This window comes from Enterobacter sp. PTB, from assembly GCF_051130085.1.
Lineage (GTDB): Bacteria > Pseudomonadota > Gammaproteobacteria > Enterobacterales > Enterobacteriaceae > Enterobacter > Enterobacter ludwigii.
This window is the reverse complement of the sequence record NZ_JBDKEE010000009.1, coordinates 17,506-33,045: the sequence shown is the minus strand read 5'-3', so window position 1 is coordinate 33,045 and position 15,540 is coordinate 17,506. Positions and strand designations below refer to the sequence as shown.

The window sequence follows — 15,540 nt, the reverse complement described above, 5'->3', positions numbered from 1 at the left end:
CCATACCTGACTTTCTGTTGAAATAAAGTGACACCACGAAAATCATTTTAAATGTTTCAGGAGAATCTGAATGCCTGTCTTAACGACATCGCGTCTTATCTGTTCATCGCTGCAAGACCATGACTGGCCCTTTTTCCTGGCGTTGCAGCACGACCCCGAGGTGATGCGTTTTGTCGCGGAAGATCGCCCCGTGGAGGCGATCCGCGAGGCGTTCGAATCTCGTCTGACGCCCTGGACGCCGGGCAGCGCGCACTGGCTTTGCCTCGTTGTGCGTGACGCCACCTCCGGCGTACCGCTCGGCGTCACCGGTTATATTCATCGCGATGACGATTGCGCGGAAGTGGGTTTTCTTTTTGCACCTGCGGCCCAGGGGAAAGGCTACGGCTTCGAATCGCTGCAGGCGCTGTGCGGTTACGCCTTTCATCAGGGCGGCATACGCCGCCTCACCGCCACCGTCACGGCGGGGAATATCGCCTCCAGACGCCTGCTGGAAAAAACGGGCTTTCGTCTGGAGGGCGAGTTACGCGAGAGTTATTACCTTGGCGGACAATGGCATAATGACTGGCTGTTCGGTTTATTGAAGCAGGAATATCTCAGCAATCATTCCTGATCTATAGCCATTTGGCGGATATTTTGCGCGTGTCGTTTCCTCTACAATATTGCCATTAAGAGGAAACGAATATGAAAGGTCATGCGCTGAAGATATCTTCTGCCGCCATTGCGTTAATAAAAAAACACCAGGGGCTTTCTTTGGAGAAATATCGTGATGAAAACGGTTTATGGGTTATTGGCTATGGCCATGTTATTCGCCAGGGCGAATGTTTTCAGCGTCTTATCACGCCGCTACAGGCTGAATATTTACTTCACGATGATATTCAGCTGTGCGAAACGCTGCTGCGGGAAAAATTTAAACGCCCGTTAACCCAACAGCAGCACGACGCGCTGGTGTTGATGATGCTCAGTTTCGGTGAGACGACCTCACTCCCGACCGCAATTCTTCAGGCCGTCGCCCGGGTATAGTACATCGCGGCCTGGGTTCTGTTTTTCACCTCCAGGCGGCGGAAAAGCGCTTCCAGGTGCGCTTTCACCGTGGCGGCGCTGATGTTGAGATTGCGTCCGATCTCTTTGTTGGACTCCCCCGCCGCCAGTAATTTCAGGACTTCGCGCTGGCGTTCGCTTAAGGATAATAACGCCTGCGGCGCCGACGGTTGCCTCACCCACTCACCGGGGAAGCACACCATTCCTCGGGAGACCGAATCCAGCACTGCGGAAAAGCGCTCCGGGTGCGCATTGCGGGGAACAATGGCCATCACGTTTCGCTGCAGCAATTGCTCAACCCATCGGGCCTCTTTTTTAGCCAGAACCATTACCACGCGTATCGTCGGAAAACGCTGCATGATCGCTTCCAGCCAGCCGATCCCCTCATCCTCAATTAAATTCCCGTCAATCATGACGATAGCCGTGGGTGACGCTGAAATTTGCGCCCGTATATCTTCTGCCTGACAGCTTCCCGTAATATTTATTTCCGGAATTAATTTCTGAAGACTGTGTATCGCTCCGTGAATAAACAGGGACTGCCTGTCAAACATAATTACCCGCATCGTTTTTCTCCCTCTGAGAGTCGCGAAGGGAGATTCTACAGAGGTATTATTTAAGAAAAAACTCAATGAACGGAGACGTTACAAATCCACCAGTGTTATTTATATCTCCCAGTATCTGGACACATTCAATTTGAGGATTTCCTTAAGAGGTTCCATCCCCTTAAGCGAAGGCATCACAGGAACATACCGCCTGATACTTCAATACGTTGCGCATTCATCCAGCCCAGTTTATCGCTGAGCAGCGCCGCAATGGCATCACCGATATCATCCGGCAGCCCTACGCGCCCGAGCGCCGTCTGCGATGCCAGCATCTGATTAAGCTGCGCGTTGTCACGCACGCGTCCGCCGCCAAAGTCGGTTTCTATCGCACCGGGAGCAATGATATTGACGGAGATGCCGCGCGCGCCCAGCTCTTTCGCCTGGTAGCGGGTCAGCACTTCCATCGCCCCTTTCATTGCCGCATAGGTGCCGGAACCGGGTTGCGTAAAACGGGCCAGCCCGCTGGAGACGTTCAGGATCCGCCCACCGTCGTTCAGCAAGGGAAGCAAACGCTGCGTCAGGAAAAAAGGCCCTTTGAAATGGATATTCAGTGCCTCATCAAACTGGGCTTCCGTTGTCTCAACATAGGGCGCGTACAAGCCCGTCCCGGCATTGTTTAATAAATAATCAAAGGTTTCACGCTGCCATACGGTCTTAAGGATTTCCTGAAGCTGAGCGGCAAAAAGGTCGAAACTGGCAACATCTCCGACGTTGAGCTGCAATGCTGCCGCGTTAACGCCTTTTTGCTGAATTTCGCGCACAACATCCAGCGCGTCCTGTTGGCTTCGGTTATAGGTCAGGATAATTCCCGTTCCGTCTGCTGCGAGCTTCAACGCCGCATTTTTACCCAGACCACGGCTACCACCTGTGACTAACGCAATACGTTCAGACATAAGAAACCTCGTTTTGACTGTTGTGGAGATTGAGAAAGAGCTTATTAGGTGATAGAAGATCAATAAAGATGTCGCAGAGCGCTTCACTGTTTCAATTGCAACAACAATGAGCTTCGTCTATGGATAAAATTCACGCAATGCAGCTGTTTGTTCGTGTCGCGGAACTGGAGAGTTTTTCCCGGGCGGCGGAGTCACTGACGCTGCCGAAAGGCAGTGTTTCGCGGCAAATTCAGGCGCTGGAAAACCGACTGGGAACCCAGCTATTGCACCGAACCACGCGTCGCGTAAGCCTGACGCAGGACGGCATGGTGTATTACGAGCGGGCAAAAGATCTTCTGACAAACCTGGATGAACTGGACGGTATGTTCCAGCATGACCCCTCCACCATCAGCGGTCGGTTACGCGTGGATATGCCCGTCAGCGTTGCTCGAAATTTAGTCATCCCCAAACTGCCTGCTTTTCTGCAGCAATATCCGGGCATCGAGCTGGAACTTAGCAGCAGCGATCGCCTGGTGGATGTTATTCGTGAAGGGTTTGATTGTGTGGTACGCGTCGGCGCGCTCAAAGACTCGGGACTTATCGCCCGCCCGCTGGGCAAGCTGTCGGTGATTAACTGCGCCAGCCCGGATTATGTCACGCGTTTTGGCTATCCGGAAACGCTGGAAGATTTGGGTTCACACGCCGTCATTCACTACGCCGCCACGCTGGGAACACGTCCCCAGGGCTTTGAGTTTTATAACGGCACGTCGACGCAGTGGGTGAAGACGGGCGGGGTTTTGACCGTCAACAGCACAGAAACGTATCAGGCGGCCTGCATCGCCGGACTGGGTATTATCCAGGTGCCGCGCGTTGGCGTGCGTGACGCTCTGCGCACCAGGAAGTTGATTGAAGTTCTCCCGCAGTACCGGGCGGAACCGATGCCGGTATCGCTGATTTATCCCCACCGGCGCAACCTCTCCCGTCGGGTACATCTGTTTATGGAGTGGCTGACTGCACTCACAAAAGCTTACGTGGATTAGTCGCAAGCTATAATTCAATAACATCCAGCCAAACGAAAAGGAAAAGTCGCGTGACGCCGGAAAACAACCCGCAACGACCTACCCAACATTTAGATTACGAACCCATCCAGAAGATGGAAACCGGGCCTGAAGAAGCAAAAATGCCAGGCACCGCCAGCAAAGCGCTGGGGACTGTCACCAGCCTGGCAGAGCGGATACAGCAGTTCCCCATGATTGCGCACCTGATACGCGCAACAGAGCGGTTTAATGACCGCATGGGTAACCAGTTTGGGGCTGCCATCACCTATTTCTCTTTTTTATCGATGATCCCGATCCTGATGGTGTCCTTTGCCGCAGCCGGTTTTGTGCTCGCGTCACACCCAACGCTGCTGCAGGATATCTTCAATAAAATCCTGAATAACGTCAGTGATCCGACCCTTGCCACCACGCTCAAAAACACCATTAATACCGCCGTACAGCAACGTACGACGGTCGGTATCGTCGGTCTGTTGATTGCCCTTTACTCCGGGATTAACTGGATGGGCAACCTCCGCGAGGCCATTCGTGCCCAGTCGCGTGAGGTGTGGGAGCGTAAGCCTCAGGACCAGGAGAAAATCTGGGTTAAGTATCTTCGCGACTTTGTTTCGCTGATTGGCCTGCTCGTCGCGCTGATTGTGACGCTCTCCATCACCTCTGTCGCCGGTTCGGCGCAGCAGATGATTATCTCTGCGCTCTATCTGGATTACATCGAGTGGCTGAAGCCCGCGTGGCGCGGCATTGGACTGGCTATTTCCATCTTCGCCAACTATCTGCTGTTCTTCTGGATCTTCTGGCGCTTGCCCCGCCATCGTCCGCGTAAGAAGGCGTTGATCCGCGGCACATTGATTGCGGCGATAGGCTTTGAAGTGATCAAAATTGTGATGACTTACACTCTGCCATCGCTGGTGAAATCCCCTTCTGGCGCGGCGTTTGGCTCGGTGCTGGGGCTGATGGCGTTCTTCTACTTCTTCGCCCGCCTGACCTTGTTCTGCGCGGCGTGGATTGCCACCGCCGAGTACAAAGACGACCCGCGTATGCCGGGTAAAACACACCGATAACGCCTCTCCCGGGCTGAAACTTCAGCCCGCTTCATCATTTCAGCATATAAATCCAGTCCGTAACTTTTATTTAACCAAAAACCAGTTTTATCAGCTGATATTTGAAAACTGTGAAGCATTTCATGGAAGTGTTTTGTCTGGCCTGAACATTATCCGCTTTTTGTTGCTTTTATCACCAGTGCGCGGCTTTGTTACAGATTGAAATGTCGCTTTTGCTGTGCGTAATATGGCCTTTCGTCCGACTAAAAATAAGAAAATATTATGCAAGCAACAGCCACAACACTCGACTCCGGCGCGGAAACCGCGCCGGTTAACTCGCGAAACAAAGTTGTCGTCGCCTCGCTGATTGGCACCGCCATTGAGTTCTTCGACTTTTACATTTATGCCACCGCAGCGGTCATTGTCTTTCCGCATATTTTCTTCCCGCAGGGTGACCCGACGGCAGCCACGCTGCAGTCTCTGGCTACCTTTGCGATCGCGTTTGTTGCGCGTCCGATTGGCTCTGCCCTGTTTGGACATTTCGGCGATCGCATCGGCCGTAAGGTCACGCTGGTGGCCTCGCTGCTGACGATGGGGATCTCCACCGTCGCTATCGGCTTGCTGCCTACCTACGAAACCATTGGTATTCTGGCCCCGATGCTGCTGGCGCTGGCGCGTTTTGGTCAGGGTCTGGGGCTGGGCGGTGAATGGGGGGGTGCGGCGCTGCTGGCCACGGAGAACGCACCGGCACGCAAACGCGCGCTGTACGGTTCATTCCCGCAGCTTGGCGCACCGATTGGCTTCTTCTTTGCGAACGGGACTTTCCTGCTGCTCTCCTGGCTGCTGACGGACGAACAGTTCATGAGCTGGGGCTGGCGTATTCCGTTCGTCTTCTCCGCCGTGCTGGTGCTGATTGGCCTGTATGTCCGCGTGTCGCTTCACGAAACGCCGGTTTTCGCTAAAGTTGCCGCCGCGAAAAAACAGGTAAAAGTGCCGCTGGGTACGCTGCTGACTAAACACGTCCGCGTGACGGTACTGGGCACGTTTATCATGCTCGCGACCTACACGCTGTTCTATATCATGACGGTCTACTCAATGACGTTCAGCACCGCCGCCGCGCCGGTTGGGCTCGGCCTGCCGCGTAACGAAGTGCTGTGGATGTTGATGATGGCGGTCATTGGGTTTGGCGTCATGGTGCCGATTGCCGGCCTGCTGGCGGATAAGTTTGGTCGTCGCTCAAGCATGATTGTTATCACCACGCTGATCATTCTGTTTGCCCTGTTCGTCTTCCCGCCGCTGCTGGGTTCAGGTAGCCCTGCGCTGGTCATGGCGTACCTGCTCATTGGTCTGAGCCTGATGGGCCTGACCTTCGGCCCGATGGGCGCGCTACTGCCAGAGCTGTTCCCGACGGAAGTGCGTTATACCGGCGCGTCGTTCTCCTATAACGTTGCCTCTATTCTGGGTGCGTCCGTTGCGCCTTATATCGCCACCTGGCTGCAGGCAAATTATGGCCTGTTCTACGTGGGCGTTTACCTGGCCGCCATGGCAGCGCTGACGCTGATTGCCCTGCTGCTGACCCACGAGACGAAGCACCAGTCTCTGTAATTCACCGCGGCCTGATACCCTCTCCCCCAGGGAGAGGGTAAAGGTCCCGAAAGCCGCACGTTATTTTTTCATCTGCGACAAAATGTTCCGGCACTGATTCGCATCCCCTTCTGACGGCGAAATTAACGCCAACAGCGCCGCCGCTGGCGTAACCAGCGTCGCGAGTGCTGCCGCCACCGCGCCGCGCGCAATCAGCGGACCGGGTTTCACACCCGCCTGCGGATTTTTAAAGGTCCCACGCACGTAGAGCGGCGAACGCAGGGTGATGATACGAATCCCCTTACTTTCCGGATCGATGGTTAAATCAAGCTGCTCGGAGGCCATACTGGCGGTGCCGGTCACGTTGATGACCGCGTTCTCCGTATCGAAGGCAAAAATCTGCGGGCGCGCCACGCCGTTGACCAGATCCAGGTTGGCCGCCGCACAGTTCACCCGCACCTCATCATCACCGAAGATTTGCCCGATGACGTAGTTCCCGACGTTCAGCCCAAGGATCTCCATCAGGTTACGGCTCACCAGCCCGTCATTCATCAGAAGCTTCAGGTTACCGTTACTGCTCCCGAGCAGTGCAGCCACAGAATTCCCCACGCCGCGGATATCCGCATCGCCGTTCATTTCACCCAGGGTTTTCTGCATCAATTCCACGTTCGGCATCAGCTCTTTCAGTTTGAGCCGGCGGGCCTTGATATCGGCACGCCCCTGCATCGGCTTTTTATCGCCTTCGAGGTGAATGTTCGATGAGATGGTCCCACCCGCCATACCAAACTTCAGCGGCTGCAGGCGTAAATCGGCATTTTTAAGCAGGATATGGGTCGAAAGATTGCTGATCGGCAGCGTACTGCCATGTTCGATTTTGCCCCCTTTAAAGCGAACATCCGCATCCATTACGTCCCACTTATCGGTTTCAAAGCGATCGTAAGGCAGGACTTTCCCCGCCGGCTGGCGATCTTTCTTCACCTCTTTTGATTTCGTGCCTTTACCGGAATCAATCCCGATCAGCGGCCCCAAATCGGCCAGCCGCAGCTGGCGAGACTCCACATCGCCTTCCAGTTTCGGGCGCGGTTTTCCGGTGGTGTAGGTCAACGAGCCATGGATATCGCTGTCGCCAATACGGCCATTGAAATCGCGATAATCAAATACCGACGATTTTTCCGTATCGATTTTTGCCACCAGATGACCGTCCGTCTCAAACGGTGGCGTATCTGGCAGCAGGACGCCAGTGAGTTCATACAGTTCACCCAGCGAATCACCGGCAAACTTCAGCCGCAGATCAACGCCCCCCATGTTCATAGGATCGTTGACGGTCCCGGTGAAGGCCACCCGCGTATTCCCGGAGCGGAAATCCCCCTGCACAGGAAACGGCGTCGAGTCGCTTCGAAGCGCCAGCATGCCGCCAATTTTGCCGGTGCCGGTCAGGGGCTGCCCTTTGTAGCGCCCTTCGGCCTTCAGGCCGAAAACATAATCCCCGGCTTTGGCATTATCGCCCTTCGCTTTTGCGCCGGTCACTTCGCTAAACGGCAGCGGTTTGCCCAACGGATCGACCAGGATCTCAATATCAGCCTTGCTAACCTTGTCGTCGATGGCGATCCGCCCGCGATCGAAGAGAATATTGTCGAGACGGAATGACCATGATGAGGGCTGCGCATTGGGATCTTTTTCGTCGCTGCTGGCGAGATCAAACGTCCAGTTGTTGTTCTTTTCGGAAAGGCGGATCAGACGCGCATCGGGCTGCTGAAGCTTGATCCACGGCAGGTAAACCGTTTTGGTCAGTAGCGCTAACGGGGCCAGCGTGGCTTCTACGCGGGGCAAATGCACCATTGTCACGTCAGGAATATCCGGCGGGTTGCCGAGAATGATGTCGTCGGCGTGGACATGCGGCCAGGGGATCCAGCTTCGCCAGCCGGTCTCCTCTTTCTGGCGTTCCCACACCACCCCGAGATCGCCGCGTATGGCGAAGGGGCGATTGAGTTCGGTGGAGACTTTCTGGTTGATGGTCGGCTTAAGGCGGTTCCAGTCAAACGTCGCGATAATGACGACGGCGACCACGATCAACAACAATAAAATCCCTGCTGTCCAGGAGATTACCCTGGTTGTTTTTGTCATTGTTATCCCCTTTCCTGATGACCTTACCTGTAAAACTATAGTTCAGACAAAGGGAAGCGGGCAGATCAGAGGATCGTTATCACGGAATCGAGGGTATCCATTGGGACCGGACGAGAGAGGAAATAGCCTTGTGCCGCTGCCGCGGGAGAATTTTGCACATCACGCCACTCTTCCAGCGTTTCCACGCCTTCCACTATCACGCCCTGGCAGTAGCGGTTCATCAGCTGTAATAACAGCGTAAACAGATTCCGCCCTTCCGGGGTCTGGCGCAGCATAATGAACAGGTCGCGGGCCACTTTAATGTAGTCGTAACGCACTTCGCTGAGGGCAGAGAAGTTCGCCATCCCGGTGCCAAAGTCATCCAGCCACAGCGGGCCGAATTCGCACATCGAGGCAAATGATGAGTCCTGTGGCAGACGAACATGCTCCACCAGCTCAAAGCGCATCCACGGTAAGGAGGCGATCAGCTCCTGTAATTTCGCGTTCTGGCGCAGCGCCAGCAGGGTGGGTCCATCGACGTTGACCGAGGCGAGGATGGCGTGCTGTTCGAAAAAGGCCTGTTTGGTTGCCAGCATACGGAGCTGTTCTTCCAGCACATCCAGGCGCTGGCGCACGGCAACTTCGGCAAAATAGCGGTCCGGTGCGATACGCTGTGAGGGGTTTGACGGGTGCGTCACGACAGTCAAAATTTCAATAGCCATCAGTCGACCGTCCGTTCGGTAGATCGGCTGATAGGTGTACGCACGCTCACATTGCAGCCAGTAGCGATGCTCCTGCAAGTTCTCAATACTTGCCTCAGGCGTAGTGCTCAGCCGCTGGATAACCTGCTCTGACTTCATTTCAGATGTCCTGTTGTTGGATGGCCTTTCTGGACTCGTCAAAGGGTTATCGGCCCGGCAATTGAGAACTTTATGTTCAATTCACCGGGAAAATGAAATTAAGCGGGCAGAAATTAACAGGAACACGCGCTGGCTCAAATAAAATAATGGAACGTCGTTTTAATATAGTTGACCGAATAATTCACTCAGCGCACACTACCGAAAATTACTCTGTTCAGGTTCACGACTATGACCAAGAAAATTGCCGTGATTGGCGAATGCATGATTGAGCTGTCACAAAAAGGCGCGGAAGTCAGCCGCGGTTTTGGTGGCGATACGTTAAACACCTCCGTTTATATTGCCCGTCAGGTTGCCCCAGAGGCCCTTACCGTGAACTACGTCACCGCCCTGGGGACGGACAGTTTCAGCCAGCAAATGCTGGAAGCCTGGCAGAGTGAGCAGGTGGACACCTCGCTGATACAGCGTATGGAAAACCGCCTGCCGGGGCTTTACTACATTGAAACCGACGATACCGGCGAGCGGACCTTCTACTACTGGCGTAACGAAGCCGCGGCCAAATTCTGGCTGGAGAGCGACGCTGCGGCTGCCATCTGCGAAACGTTAGCCACCTTTGATTATCTTTATCTGAGCGGGATTAGCCTGGCTATTTTAAGTTCAGCCAGCCGTGAAAAGCTGCTGTCGTTACTGCGTGAATGCCGCGCCAATGGCGGCAAGGTTATTTTCGATAATAACTACCGTCCGCGCCTGTGGGCCAGCCGTGAAGAGACGCAGCAGGTTTATCAGCAGATACTGCAATGCACCGATATCGCCTTCCTGACGCTTGATGATGAAGATGCGCTGTGGGGTGAGAAACCCGTTGATGAGGTGATTGCGCGTACGCAGGCCGCCGGCGTAAGTGAAGTGGTGATTAAGCGCGGGGCTGATTCATGTCTGGTCGCCATCGCAGGTGAATCCGTCATCGACGTTCCTGCGGTGACGTTGCCAAAAGAGAAAGTGATTGATACGACGGCGGCGGGCGATTCATTCAGTGCGGGCTATCTGGCGGTGCGTCTGACGGGCGGGACGCCTGAAGCGGCGGCCCAGCGTGGACACCTGACGGCGAGCACCGTGATCCAGTATCGCGGGGCAATTATTCCGCGTGAGGCAATGCCACAGTAAAAAAAACCCTCTCCGACAGGGAGAGGGTTCTGGATGAGGGGCATTACTGCCCCTGCGGGATATCCGTTGCGTCCTGGTGCAAATCATCTGCCGTAGCAGCCTGCGATGGCTGCGGCGCGGAGGCCATAATGGTATTCCAGGTCGACTGAAGTTCCTTCATGTCATATTCCGGCTCGCCTTTCGGCTGCAGAAGAATCAACGCCATTTCCTGCGACAGCTGCTGACGTAAGTCCTGATTCAACATATCGACGGTCAACCCCTCCAGGAAGTCCTGACGAAGCTTCTGGTACTGCTCCGGCGCGATATCCACCACCTGATTCTGCAGTGAGCGAATACGCTGGCTGATCAGAATGTCGGTATCGGCGCGGGCATACGTTGCAAACAGCTTCTGCAGCTCAAGTTTTTTCTGCGCGACCAGCGCATTGAACTCTTCTTCCGACAGACCCTCTTTGCGCACTTTTGCCAGCTCTTTTGCCACCACGCCCAGATTCGCATTCAGCTTATCGCCCGGCGATTCGACGTTAATGGCACACTGTGCACGCTGGAACAACACGCGGCAGTCAAAGCCGAGACCGATATTCTTCACGTTATTCTTGCTGAGCGTCTGCTGAACGTGCCAGAACAGCGCTTCACGTGCCAGATCGGCACGCCAGTAGCGCAGCAGCGCCGCTGACTCACGGATTGGCTGCCAGGCGTTATCCCACATGACGGAGAGGCGATCCTGACGAACGGTATCCGTCATAATGCTGACAGGCTCTGCACGCAGCGGAGAGAGCGTTGGGACAGGGGCCGGTGTTTCGCGTTTGCCTTTCAGTTCGCCAAACGCTTTGTTGATCTGCTCCACCACCGCACGGCTGTCCACATTCCCCACCACGATAAGCGTCATCGCGTCCGGGGTGTACCATTTCTGGTAGAACGATTTTACCTGCTCAGCGTCCACTGGCTGTTTCAGCGGCTCAGCCGGGTCATGCCCAAGCAGCGTTGAACCCTTCAGGCGGTAACGCCACCAGCCCTCTTTGGTGTCCACAGGCCAGGTGGCAACCATGTCACTGTTGCTCAGCGCATAGTTAACGGTTTCCGGCGTAATCGCCAGATTGCCCGACGCATCGGCGAGATACGTAAGGGCTTCTTTGAGCAGGTCGTTACGGTTATTTGGCAGGCTCAGGTTGAACATGGTGTAGTCATACGAGACCACAGCCGGCGGAAGCGGGCGTTTAGGATCAATGGCCTGTTGCCAGAGCGAACGCACCTGAACTGCTTGCAAACTGCCGCTCTGCGTGAGCGCCAGTCGGGGAATAAAATGGCTAAAACCGGTTTGCTGAGTGCTTTCCGTGAGGGAGCCGGTATTGACAGACAGACGGATTTCAACACGGTCACTCGGACGTTGTGGGGTGGCTAAAACCTGCCACTGAAAACCGTTCGCTAGTGTCCCTTGTTGCCAGGCCGGGTCTGGCTGGAGCGCATCTGCCTGCACATAACTGGCTGCTGCCATCATCAGCAAACCGCCGGTTAAGAGTCGAATTTTTGTGCCCTGCATGTGAACCCCTGATCAACATTCCTGGTTAAAGAGAGTGTCTCGCGACGCGTTTCACTCTAAAAGATGACGATGAAAACACGTCGATTAGACCGCGTGTTCTACAAAACGTCACGGTCAGAAGTGAAATATACCCAAAAAAAATCTTGTCGAATTATGACAGGTACGAACAGTTATTATGCGCAGGAGCCCGCATCCCGACAAGGGAATGCGGGCATTTGTGACAATATTAAGAGGATAAACCAGGAGTTTTGCTGTCTGACTGGCGATTATTTAACGTATCGTCGAGCTTTTTGTGATCCAGCTCTTTCACCCATTTTGCCACGACTACCGTTGCCACACCGTTACCTACGAGGTTGGTTAAGGCACGGGCTTCAGACATAAAGCGGTCAATACCGAGAATCAGCGCCAGACCCGCCACCGGCAGGTGTCCGACCGCGGAAATGGTGGCCGCCAGCACGATAAAGCCACTGCCAGTAACACCTGCGGCCCCTTTAGACGAGAGCAGGAGCACCACCAGCAGGGTAACCTGATGGAAAATGTCCATATGGCTGTTGGTCGCCTGAGCGATAAACACGGCCGCCATTGTCAGGTATATCGAGGTGCCATCAAGGTTGAAGGAGTAGCCCGTCGGGATGACCAGCCCCACCACCGATTTACGGCAGCCCAGCTTTTCCATCTTATCGAGCATGCGCGGCAGGGCCGATTCTGATGAAGAGGTCCCCAGAACAATCAGCAGCTCTTCGCGGATATAACGGATAAATTTGAAAATGCTGAACCCTGCCGCGCGGGCGATTGAGCCCAGCACCACCACCACGAACAGAATACAGGTGATATAGAAGCAGATGATGAGCTGGCCCAGCTGCACCAGGGTACCCACGCCGTACTTACCGATGGTGAATGCCATCGCACCGAAGGCCCCAATAGGCGCCAGGCGCATGATCATATTGATGATGCCGAAGATGACATGCGAGAAGCTTTCAATGACGTTAAAGATCAGCTGGCCTTTGTTGCCCAGACGGTGCAGGGCAAAGCCAAACATGACGGCAAACAGCAGCACCTGCAGAATGTTGCCGCTGGCAAATGCACCAATGACGCTGCCTGGGATAACGTCCAGCAGGAAGGCCACTACCCCCTGGTCTTTCGCCTGATCGGCATACACCGCGACCGCTTTGGCATCCAGCGTCGACGGGTCAACGTTCATCCCCGCGCCGGGCTGCACCACGTTCACGATGATAAGACCAATAATCAGCGCAAGGGTACTGACCACTTCGAAATAGAGAAGCGCCACTGCACCGGTACGGCCTACCGCCTTCATGCTTTCCATGCCAGCGATGCCCGTCACGACGGTACAGAAGATCACCGGGGCGATGACCATTTTGATGAGCTTAACGAATGCGTCGCCAAGCGGTTTCATTTGTGCGCCAAGTTCAGGGTAATAGTGACCAAGCAAAATACCGATTGCGATGGCTGTCAGGACCTGAAAATAGAGACTTTTGAAGAGTGAGGTTTTCATAGGGTGTCCTTGGGAAGAAAAACCACAGGCTTTGTAAGGTTATGGTTAACCTGCGGCTCTAAAATAACACCCGTATAACAGGACAGAAATAAACCCAGTTCAAATTTGAAACACAAATGTTAAGAACTTTGAGCTGGCTCGCACAAGCCAGCAACAAAATTACACGTTTGCGCTATTGTCCCCACCGGAAAGGTAGCGTTGTTCAAAGACATCCGACGGAACAGCCGGTGCAAACAGGAAGCCCTGTCCGCCCTCCACGCCCGCTTCAGCCAGCCAGGTGCGCTGCGCGTCTGTCTCAATCCCTTCGGCAATCAGCTGCAGTTTCAGGCTGCGGGCCAGCTGGATAATGGCCTGGACCATGCTGCTGTCTTCCGGCAACCCTTCAACAAAGGCTTTGTCGATTTTCAGCACATCCACCGGCAGGGTTTTCATATGCTGGAGCTGACGCAGCCCGGCATAGCCCATACCGAAATCGTCCAGCGCGATGCGTATACCGGCATTACGCAGCGGTTTCAGAATCGCGACCGCCTCATTAGGATCGTCAATACGCCGGCTTTCCGTGACTTCCAGCGTTAGCGTATCAGGCTTGATCCGGTAACGATGGATCAGCTCCAGCATCTCAGACACCATAGTCGGATGCATCAGCTGCAGGGCGGACAAGTTGACCGACAGTGGGAGCGTCACGCCTCGTTCCTGCCAGGCAGCAAGCTGTCGGCACGACTCCTCCAGCACCCAGTAACCGACGGTGACCATCAGGCCACAGGATTCGATGCGCTCAATGAGCCCTTCCGGCAATTCCCATGAACCATCCGGCTGCTGCACGCGCAGCAGCGCTTCCGCGCTGATCACCTCGCCCGTCAGCAAATTCACCTGCGGCTGGAGCCAGAGGGCAAACTGACGGTTATCCAGCGCGGTCAAAATGTCGCTCTCTTCCGTCAGGCGCTGCTGCGCCCTTTCCATCTGTTCCGGGTCGAAGAACTGGATCTGATTTTTCCCTTTGCGCCGGGCGGTAAACGCCGCCGAGAAAGCACGACGGTAAAGCTGTTCCGCCGTTAAGTCACCGTAGTACATCGCAATACCGATACTGGCGCTTGGACGAAGCTGGATGCCCTGAATGGGCAGCCGCTCATTAATGACAGTGAGTACTTGCTGACCTAACGTGATCGCATGCCACGGCTCTTTCACGCCGTTGGCAATCACCACCAGGTCATACCCGCTGACCTGGGTCAGCACCATGCGCGGGGCCAGCACGGACTTCACTTTCTCCACCAGCGTCAAGAGCAGCATTTCACGCTGGTTCTCTTTGAGCACGCCGGCGGTGTCCTGCAGGGTTTCACAGGCGATCACCATCAGCGCGGTGGTTTGCTGGCGGGCAACAGTCTGTTCCAGCATCGCCATCAGGAAGGCTTTATTGGGCAGCTCCGACACCGGGAAGCGCGTGGCGCTGCTGTTCAGCTCATCCTGCTGGCGCTGCATCCGCTGCTGGTTGAGGTTATAGCTGCGCACCAGCATGCCAATCTCGTCATCATGATGAAGACGTGGCAGCGGAAGCTGATGCCCCACCTGGTCCTGCGGTGAAAGCGTGTTCAACTCCCGGGCAATCCGGCGTAGCGGATGCACAATCAGACGGTTAATACACCAGGTCAGCGCCACGCTCAGAATAAGCGTCATAAGTAAGCAAGTGGTCACTAACGTGACAACCCAGCTCATGACGAACTTGTACATGCGGTACGAGTCTGCCTGCAGAACAAGGTAGGCCAACGGCTGCGGATTCGCGGGACGCTCAAGTGAATAGACCGGCAGCGAAATCTGCACCGGCAGTTCAAACAGTCGCATCACCATCATGGGGACCGGGCGCTCGGGGATAAAACTCATCCGCAGCGCCTGAAACTGATTGGGTAACACCACGTCTGCGCGGCTCACGACACCGGCAGGCTGAATGCGTTTTAAAATGGTTTCCGCTTCGGGAATATCCCCTTTCAAAATAGAGGCAGAGAGCGGGCCACGCACCGAGCGGGCAATACTTTCTAATTGCGAAGCCGTGTTATAGCGATTCTGCTGTACGGAATGAAACAGCAAAATTACGCAAAAAAGGAGTACAAACAGCATTGTGACGGCAGAAACCATCGCCATCTGTTTGATAGTTAAGGAACGGCTGACACGCAAAATGACTCTCCA

13 protein-coding genes are annotated in these 15,540 nt (G+C 54.9%); 6 read left to right on the top strand and 7 right to left on the bottom strand.

Annotated features, from left to right (window positions below; translation table 11 throughout):
* Positions 1–70: 70 nt before the first annotated feature.
* Positions 71–610: a GNAT family N-acetyltransferase gene (locus AAIR21_RS13000; RefSeq protein WP_183516873.1), complete on the top strand. Its 540-nt coding sequence runs from the start codon at positions 71–73 to the stop codon at positions 608–610.
* Between the two features lie 71 nt (positions 611–681).
* On the top strand, positions 682–1,020 hold the full coding sequence (locus AAIR21_RS12995; protein WP_014172077.1) for a lysozyme: 339 nt from the start codon (positions 682–684) through the stop codon (positions 1,018–1,020).
* Here AAIR21_RS12995 and AAIR21_RS12990 read toward each other — a convergent pair.
* Positions 999–1,601: a response regulator transcription factor gene (locus AAIR21_RS12990; RefSeq protein ID WP_183516872.1), complete on the bottom strand. Its 603-nt coding sequence runs from the start codon at positions 1,599–1,601 to the stop codon at positions 999–1,001. The genes AAIR21_RS12995 and AAIR21_RS12990 overlap by 22 nt on opposite strands.
* 173 nt (positions 1,602–1,774) lie before the next feature.
* Positions 1,775–2,533, bottom strand: a complete 759-nt coding sequence (locus tag AAIR21_RS12985; RefSeq protein ID WP_078774782.1) for an SDR family NAD(P)-dependent oxidoreductase — start codon at positions 2,531–2,533, stop codon at positions 1,775–1,777.
* Between the two features lie 119 nt (positions 2,534–2,652).
* Between AAIR21_RS12985 and AAIR21_RS12980 the strand changes: the two genes are divergently transcribed.
* From AAIR21_RS12980 to AAIR21_RS12970, 3 genes are all read left to right on the top strand, one after another.
* Complete coding sequence (locus AAIR21_RS12980) at positions 2,653–3,552, top strand: LysR family transcriptional regulator (RefSeq protein WP_014172080.1); 900 nt, start codon at positions 2,653–2,655, stop codon at positions 3,550–3,552.
* 50 nt (positions 3,553–3,602) lie between these two features.
* Positions 3,603–4,628: an inner membrane protein YhjD gene (yhjD, locus tag AAIR21_RS12975; protein WP_032679193.1), complete on the top strand. Its 1,026-nt coding sequence runs from the start codon at positions 3,603–3,605 to the stop codon at positions 4,626–4,628.
* 261 nt (positions 4,629–4,889) lie between these two features.
* Entirely contained in the window at positions 4,890–6,212 is a 1,323-nt protein-coding gene (locus AAIR21_RS12970) for an MFS transporter (protein WP_014172082.1), read from the top strand.
* Between the two features lie 60 nt (positions 6,213–6,272).
* On the opposite strand, the gene AAIR21_RS12965 is transcribed toward AAIR21_RS12970, so the two are convergent.
* Positions 6,273–8,315, bottom strand: a complete 2,043-nt coding sequence (locus AAIR21_RS12965) for an AsmA family protein (protein ID WP_183516871.1) — start codon at positions 8,313–8,315, stop codon at positions 6,273–6,275.
* A gap of 65 nt (positions 8,316–8,380) precedes the next feature.
* Positions 8,381–9,154, bottom strand: coding sequence for a cyclic-guanylate-specific phosphodiesterase (gene pdeH, locus AAIR21_RS12960; protein ID WP_020884490.1), 774 nt, complete (start codon positions 9,152–9,154; stop codon positions 8,381–8,383).
* A gap of 228 nt (positions 9,155–9,382) precedes the next feature.
* Between pdeH and AAIR21_RS12955 the strand changes: the two genes are divergently transcribed.
* Complete coding sequence (locus tag AAIR21_RS12955) at positions 9,383–10,312, top strand: sugar kinase (protein WP_183516870.1); 930 nt, start codon at positions 9,383–9,385, stop codon at positions 10,310–10,312.
* A gap of 43 nt (positions 10,313–10,355) precedes the next feature.
* Here the strand turns inward: AAIR21_RS12955 and AAIR21_RS12950 are convergent, their stop codons facing one another.
* The 3 genes from AAIR21_RS12950 to hmsP form a co-directional block, all read right to left on the bottom strand.
* Positions 10,356–11,849 (bottom strand): M16 family metallopeptidase, encoded by a 1,494-nt coding sequence (locus tag AAIR21_RS12950; protein ID WP_014172086.1) that lies wholly within the window; start codon positions 11,847–11,849, stop codon positions 10,356–10,358.
* Between the two features lie 226 nt (positions 11,850–12,075).
* Entirely contained in the window at positions 12,076–13,362 is a 1,287-nt protein-coding gene (locus AAIR21_RS12945) for a dicarboxylate/amino acid:cation symporter (protein ID WP_183516869.1), read from the bottom strand.
* A 159-nt stretch (positions 13,363–13,521) separates the two neighbouring features.
* A complete protein-coding gene (gene hmsP / locus AAIR21_RS12940) occupies positions 13,522–15,528 on the bottom strand; it encodes a biofilm formation regulator HmsP (RefSeq protein ID WP_025202803.1) in 2,007 nt (668 codons plus the stop codon).
* Positions 15,529–15,540 lie beyond the last annotated feature (12 nt).

Bases quoted from the DNA above. Each gene is read 5' to 3' on its own strand.
- AAIR21_RS12970 (WP_014172082.1), top strand. From the start codon at position 4,890: ATGCAAGCAACAGCCACAACACTCGACTCCGGCGCGGAAACCGCGCCG.
- AAIR21_RS13000 (WP_183516873.1), top strand. From the start codon at position 71: ATGCCTGTCTTAACGACATCGCGTCTTATCTGTTCATCGCTGCAAGAC.
- AAIR21_RS12985 (WP_078774782.1), bottom strand. From the start codon at position 2,533: ATGTCTGAACGTATTGCGTTAGTCACAGGTGGTAGCCGTGGTCTGGGT.
- AAIR21_RS12950 (WP_014172086.1), bottom strand. From the start codon at position 11,849: ATGCAGGGCACAAAAATTCGACTCTTAACCGGCGGTTTGCTGATGATG.
- AAIR21_RS12990 (WP_183516872.1), bottom strand. From the start codon at position 1,601: ATGCGGGTAATTATGTTTGACAGGCAGTCCCTGTTTATTCACGGAGCG.
- AAIR21_RS12995 (WP_014172077.1), top strand. From the start codon at position 682: ATGAAAGGTCATGCGCTGAAGATATCTTCTGCCGCCATTGCGTTAATA.
- AAIR21_RS12945 (WP_183516869.1), bottom strand. From the start codon at position 13,362: ATGAAAACCTCACTCTTCAAAAGTCTCTATTTTCAGGTCCTGACAGCC.
- AAIR21_RS12965 (WP_183516871.1), bottom strand. From the start codon at position 8,315: ATGACAAAAACAACCAGGGTAATCTCCTGGACAGCAGGGATTTTATTG.
- pdeH (WP_020884490.1), bottom strand. From the start codon at position 9,154: ATGAAGTCAGAGCAGGTTATCCAGCGGCTGAGCACTACGCCTGAGGCA.
- AAIR21_RS12955 (WP_183516870.1), top strand. From the start codon at position 9,383: ATGACCAAGAAAATTGCCGTGATTGGCGAATGCATGATTGAGCTGTCA.
- AAIR21_RS12980 (WP_014172080.1), top strand. From the start codon at position 2,653: ATGGATAAAATTCACGCAATGCAGCTGTTTGTTCGTGTCGCGGAACTG.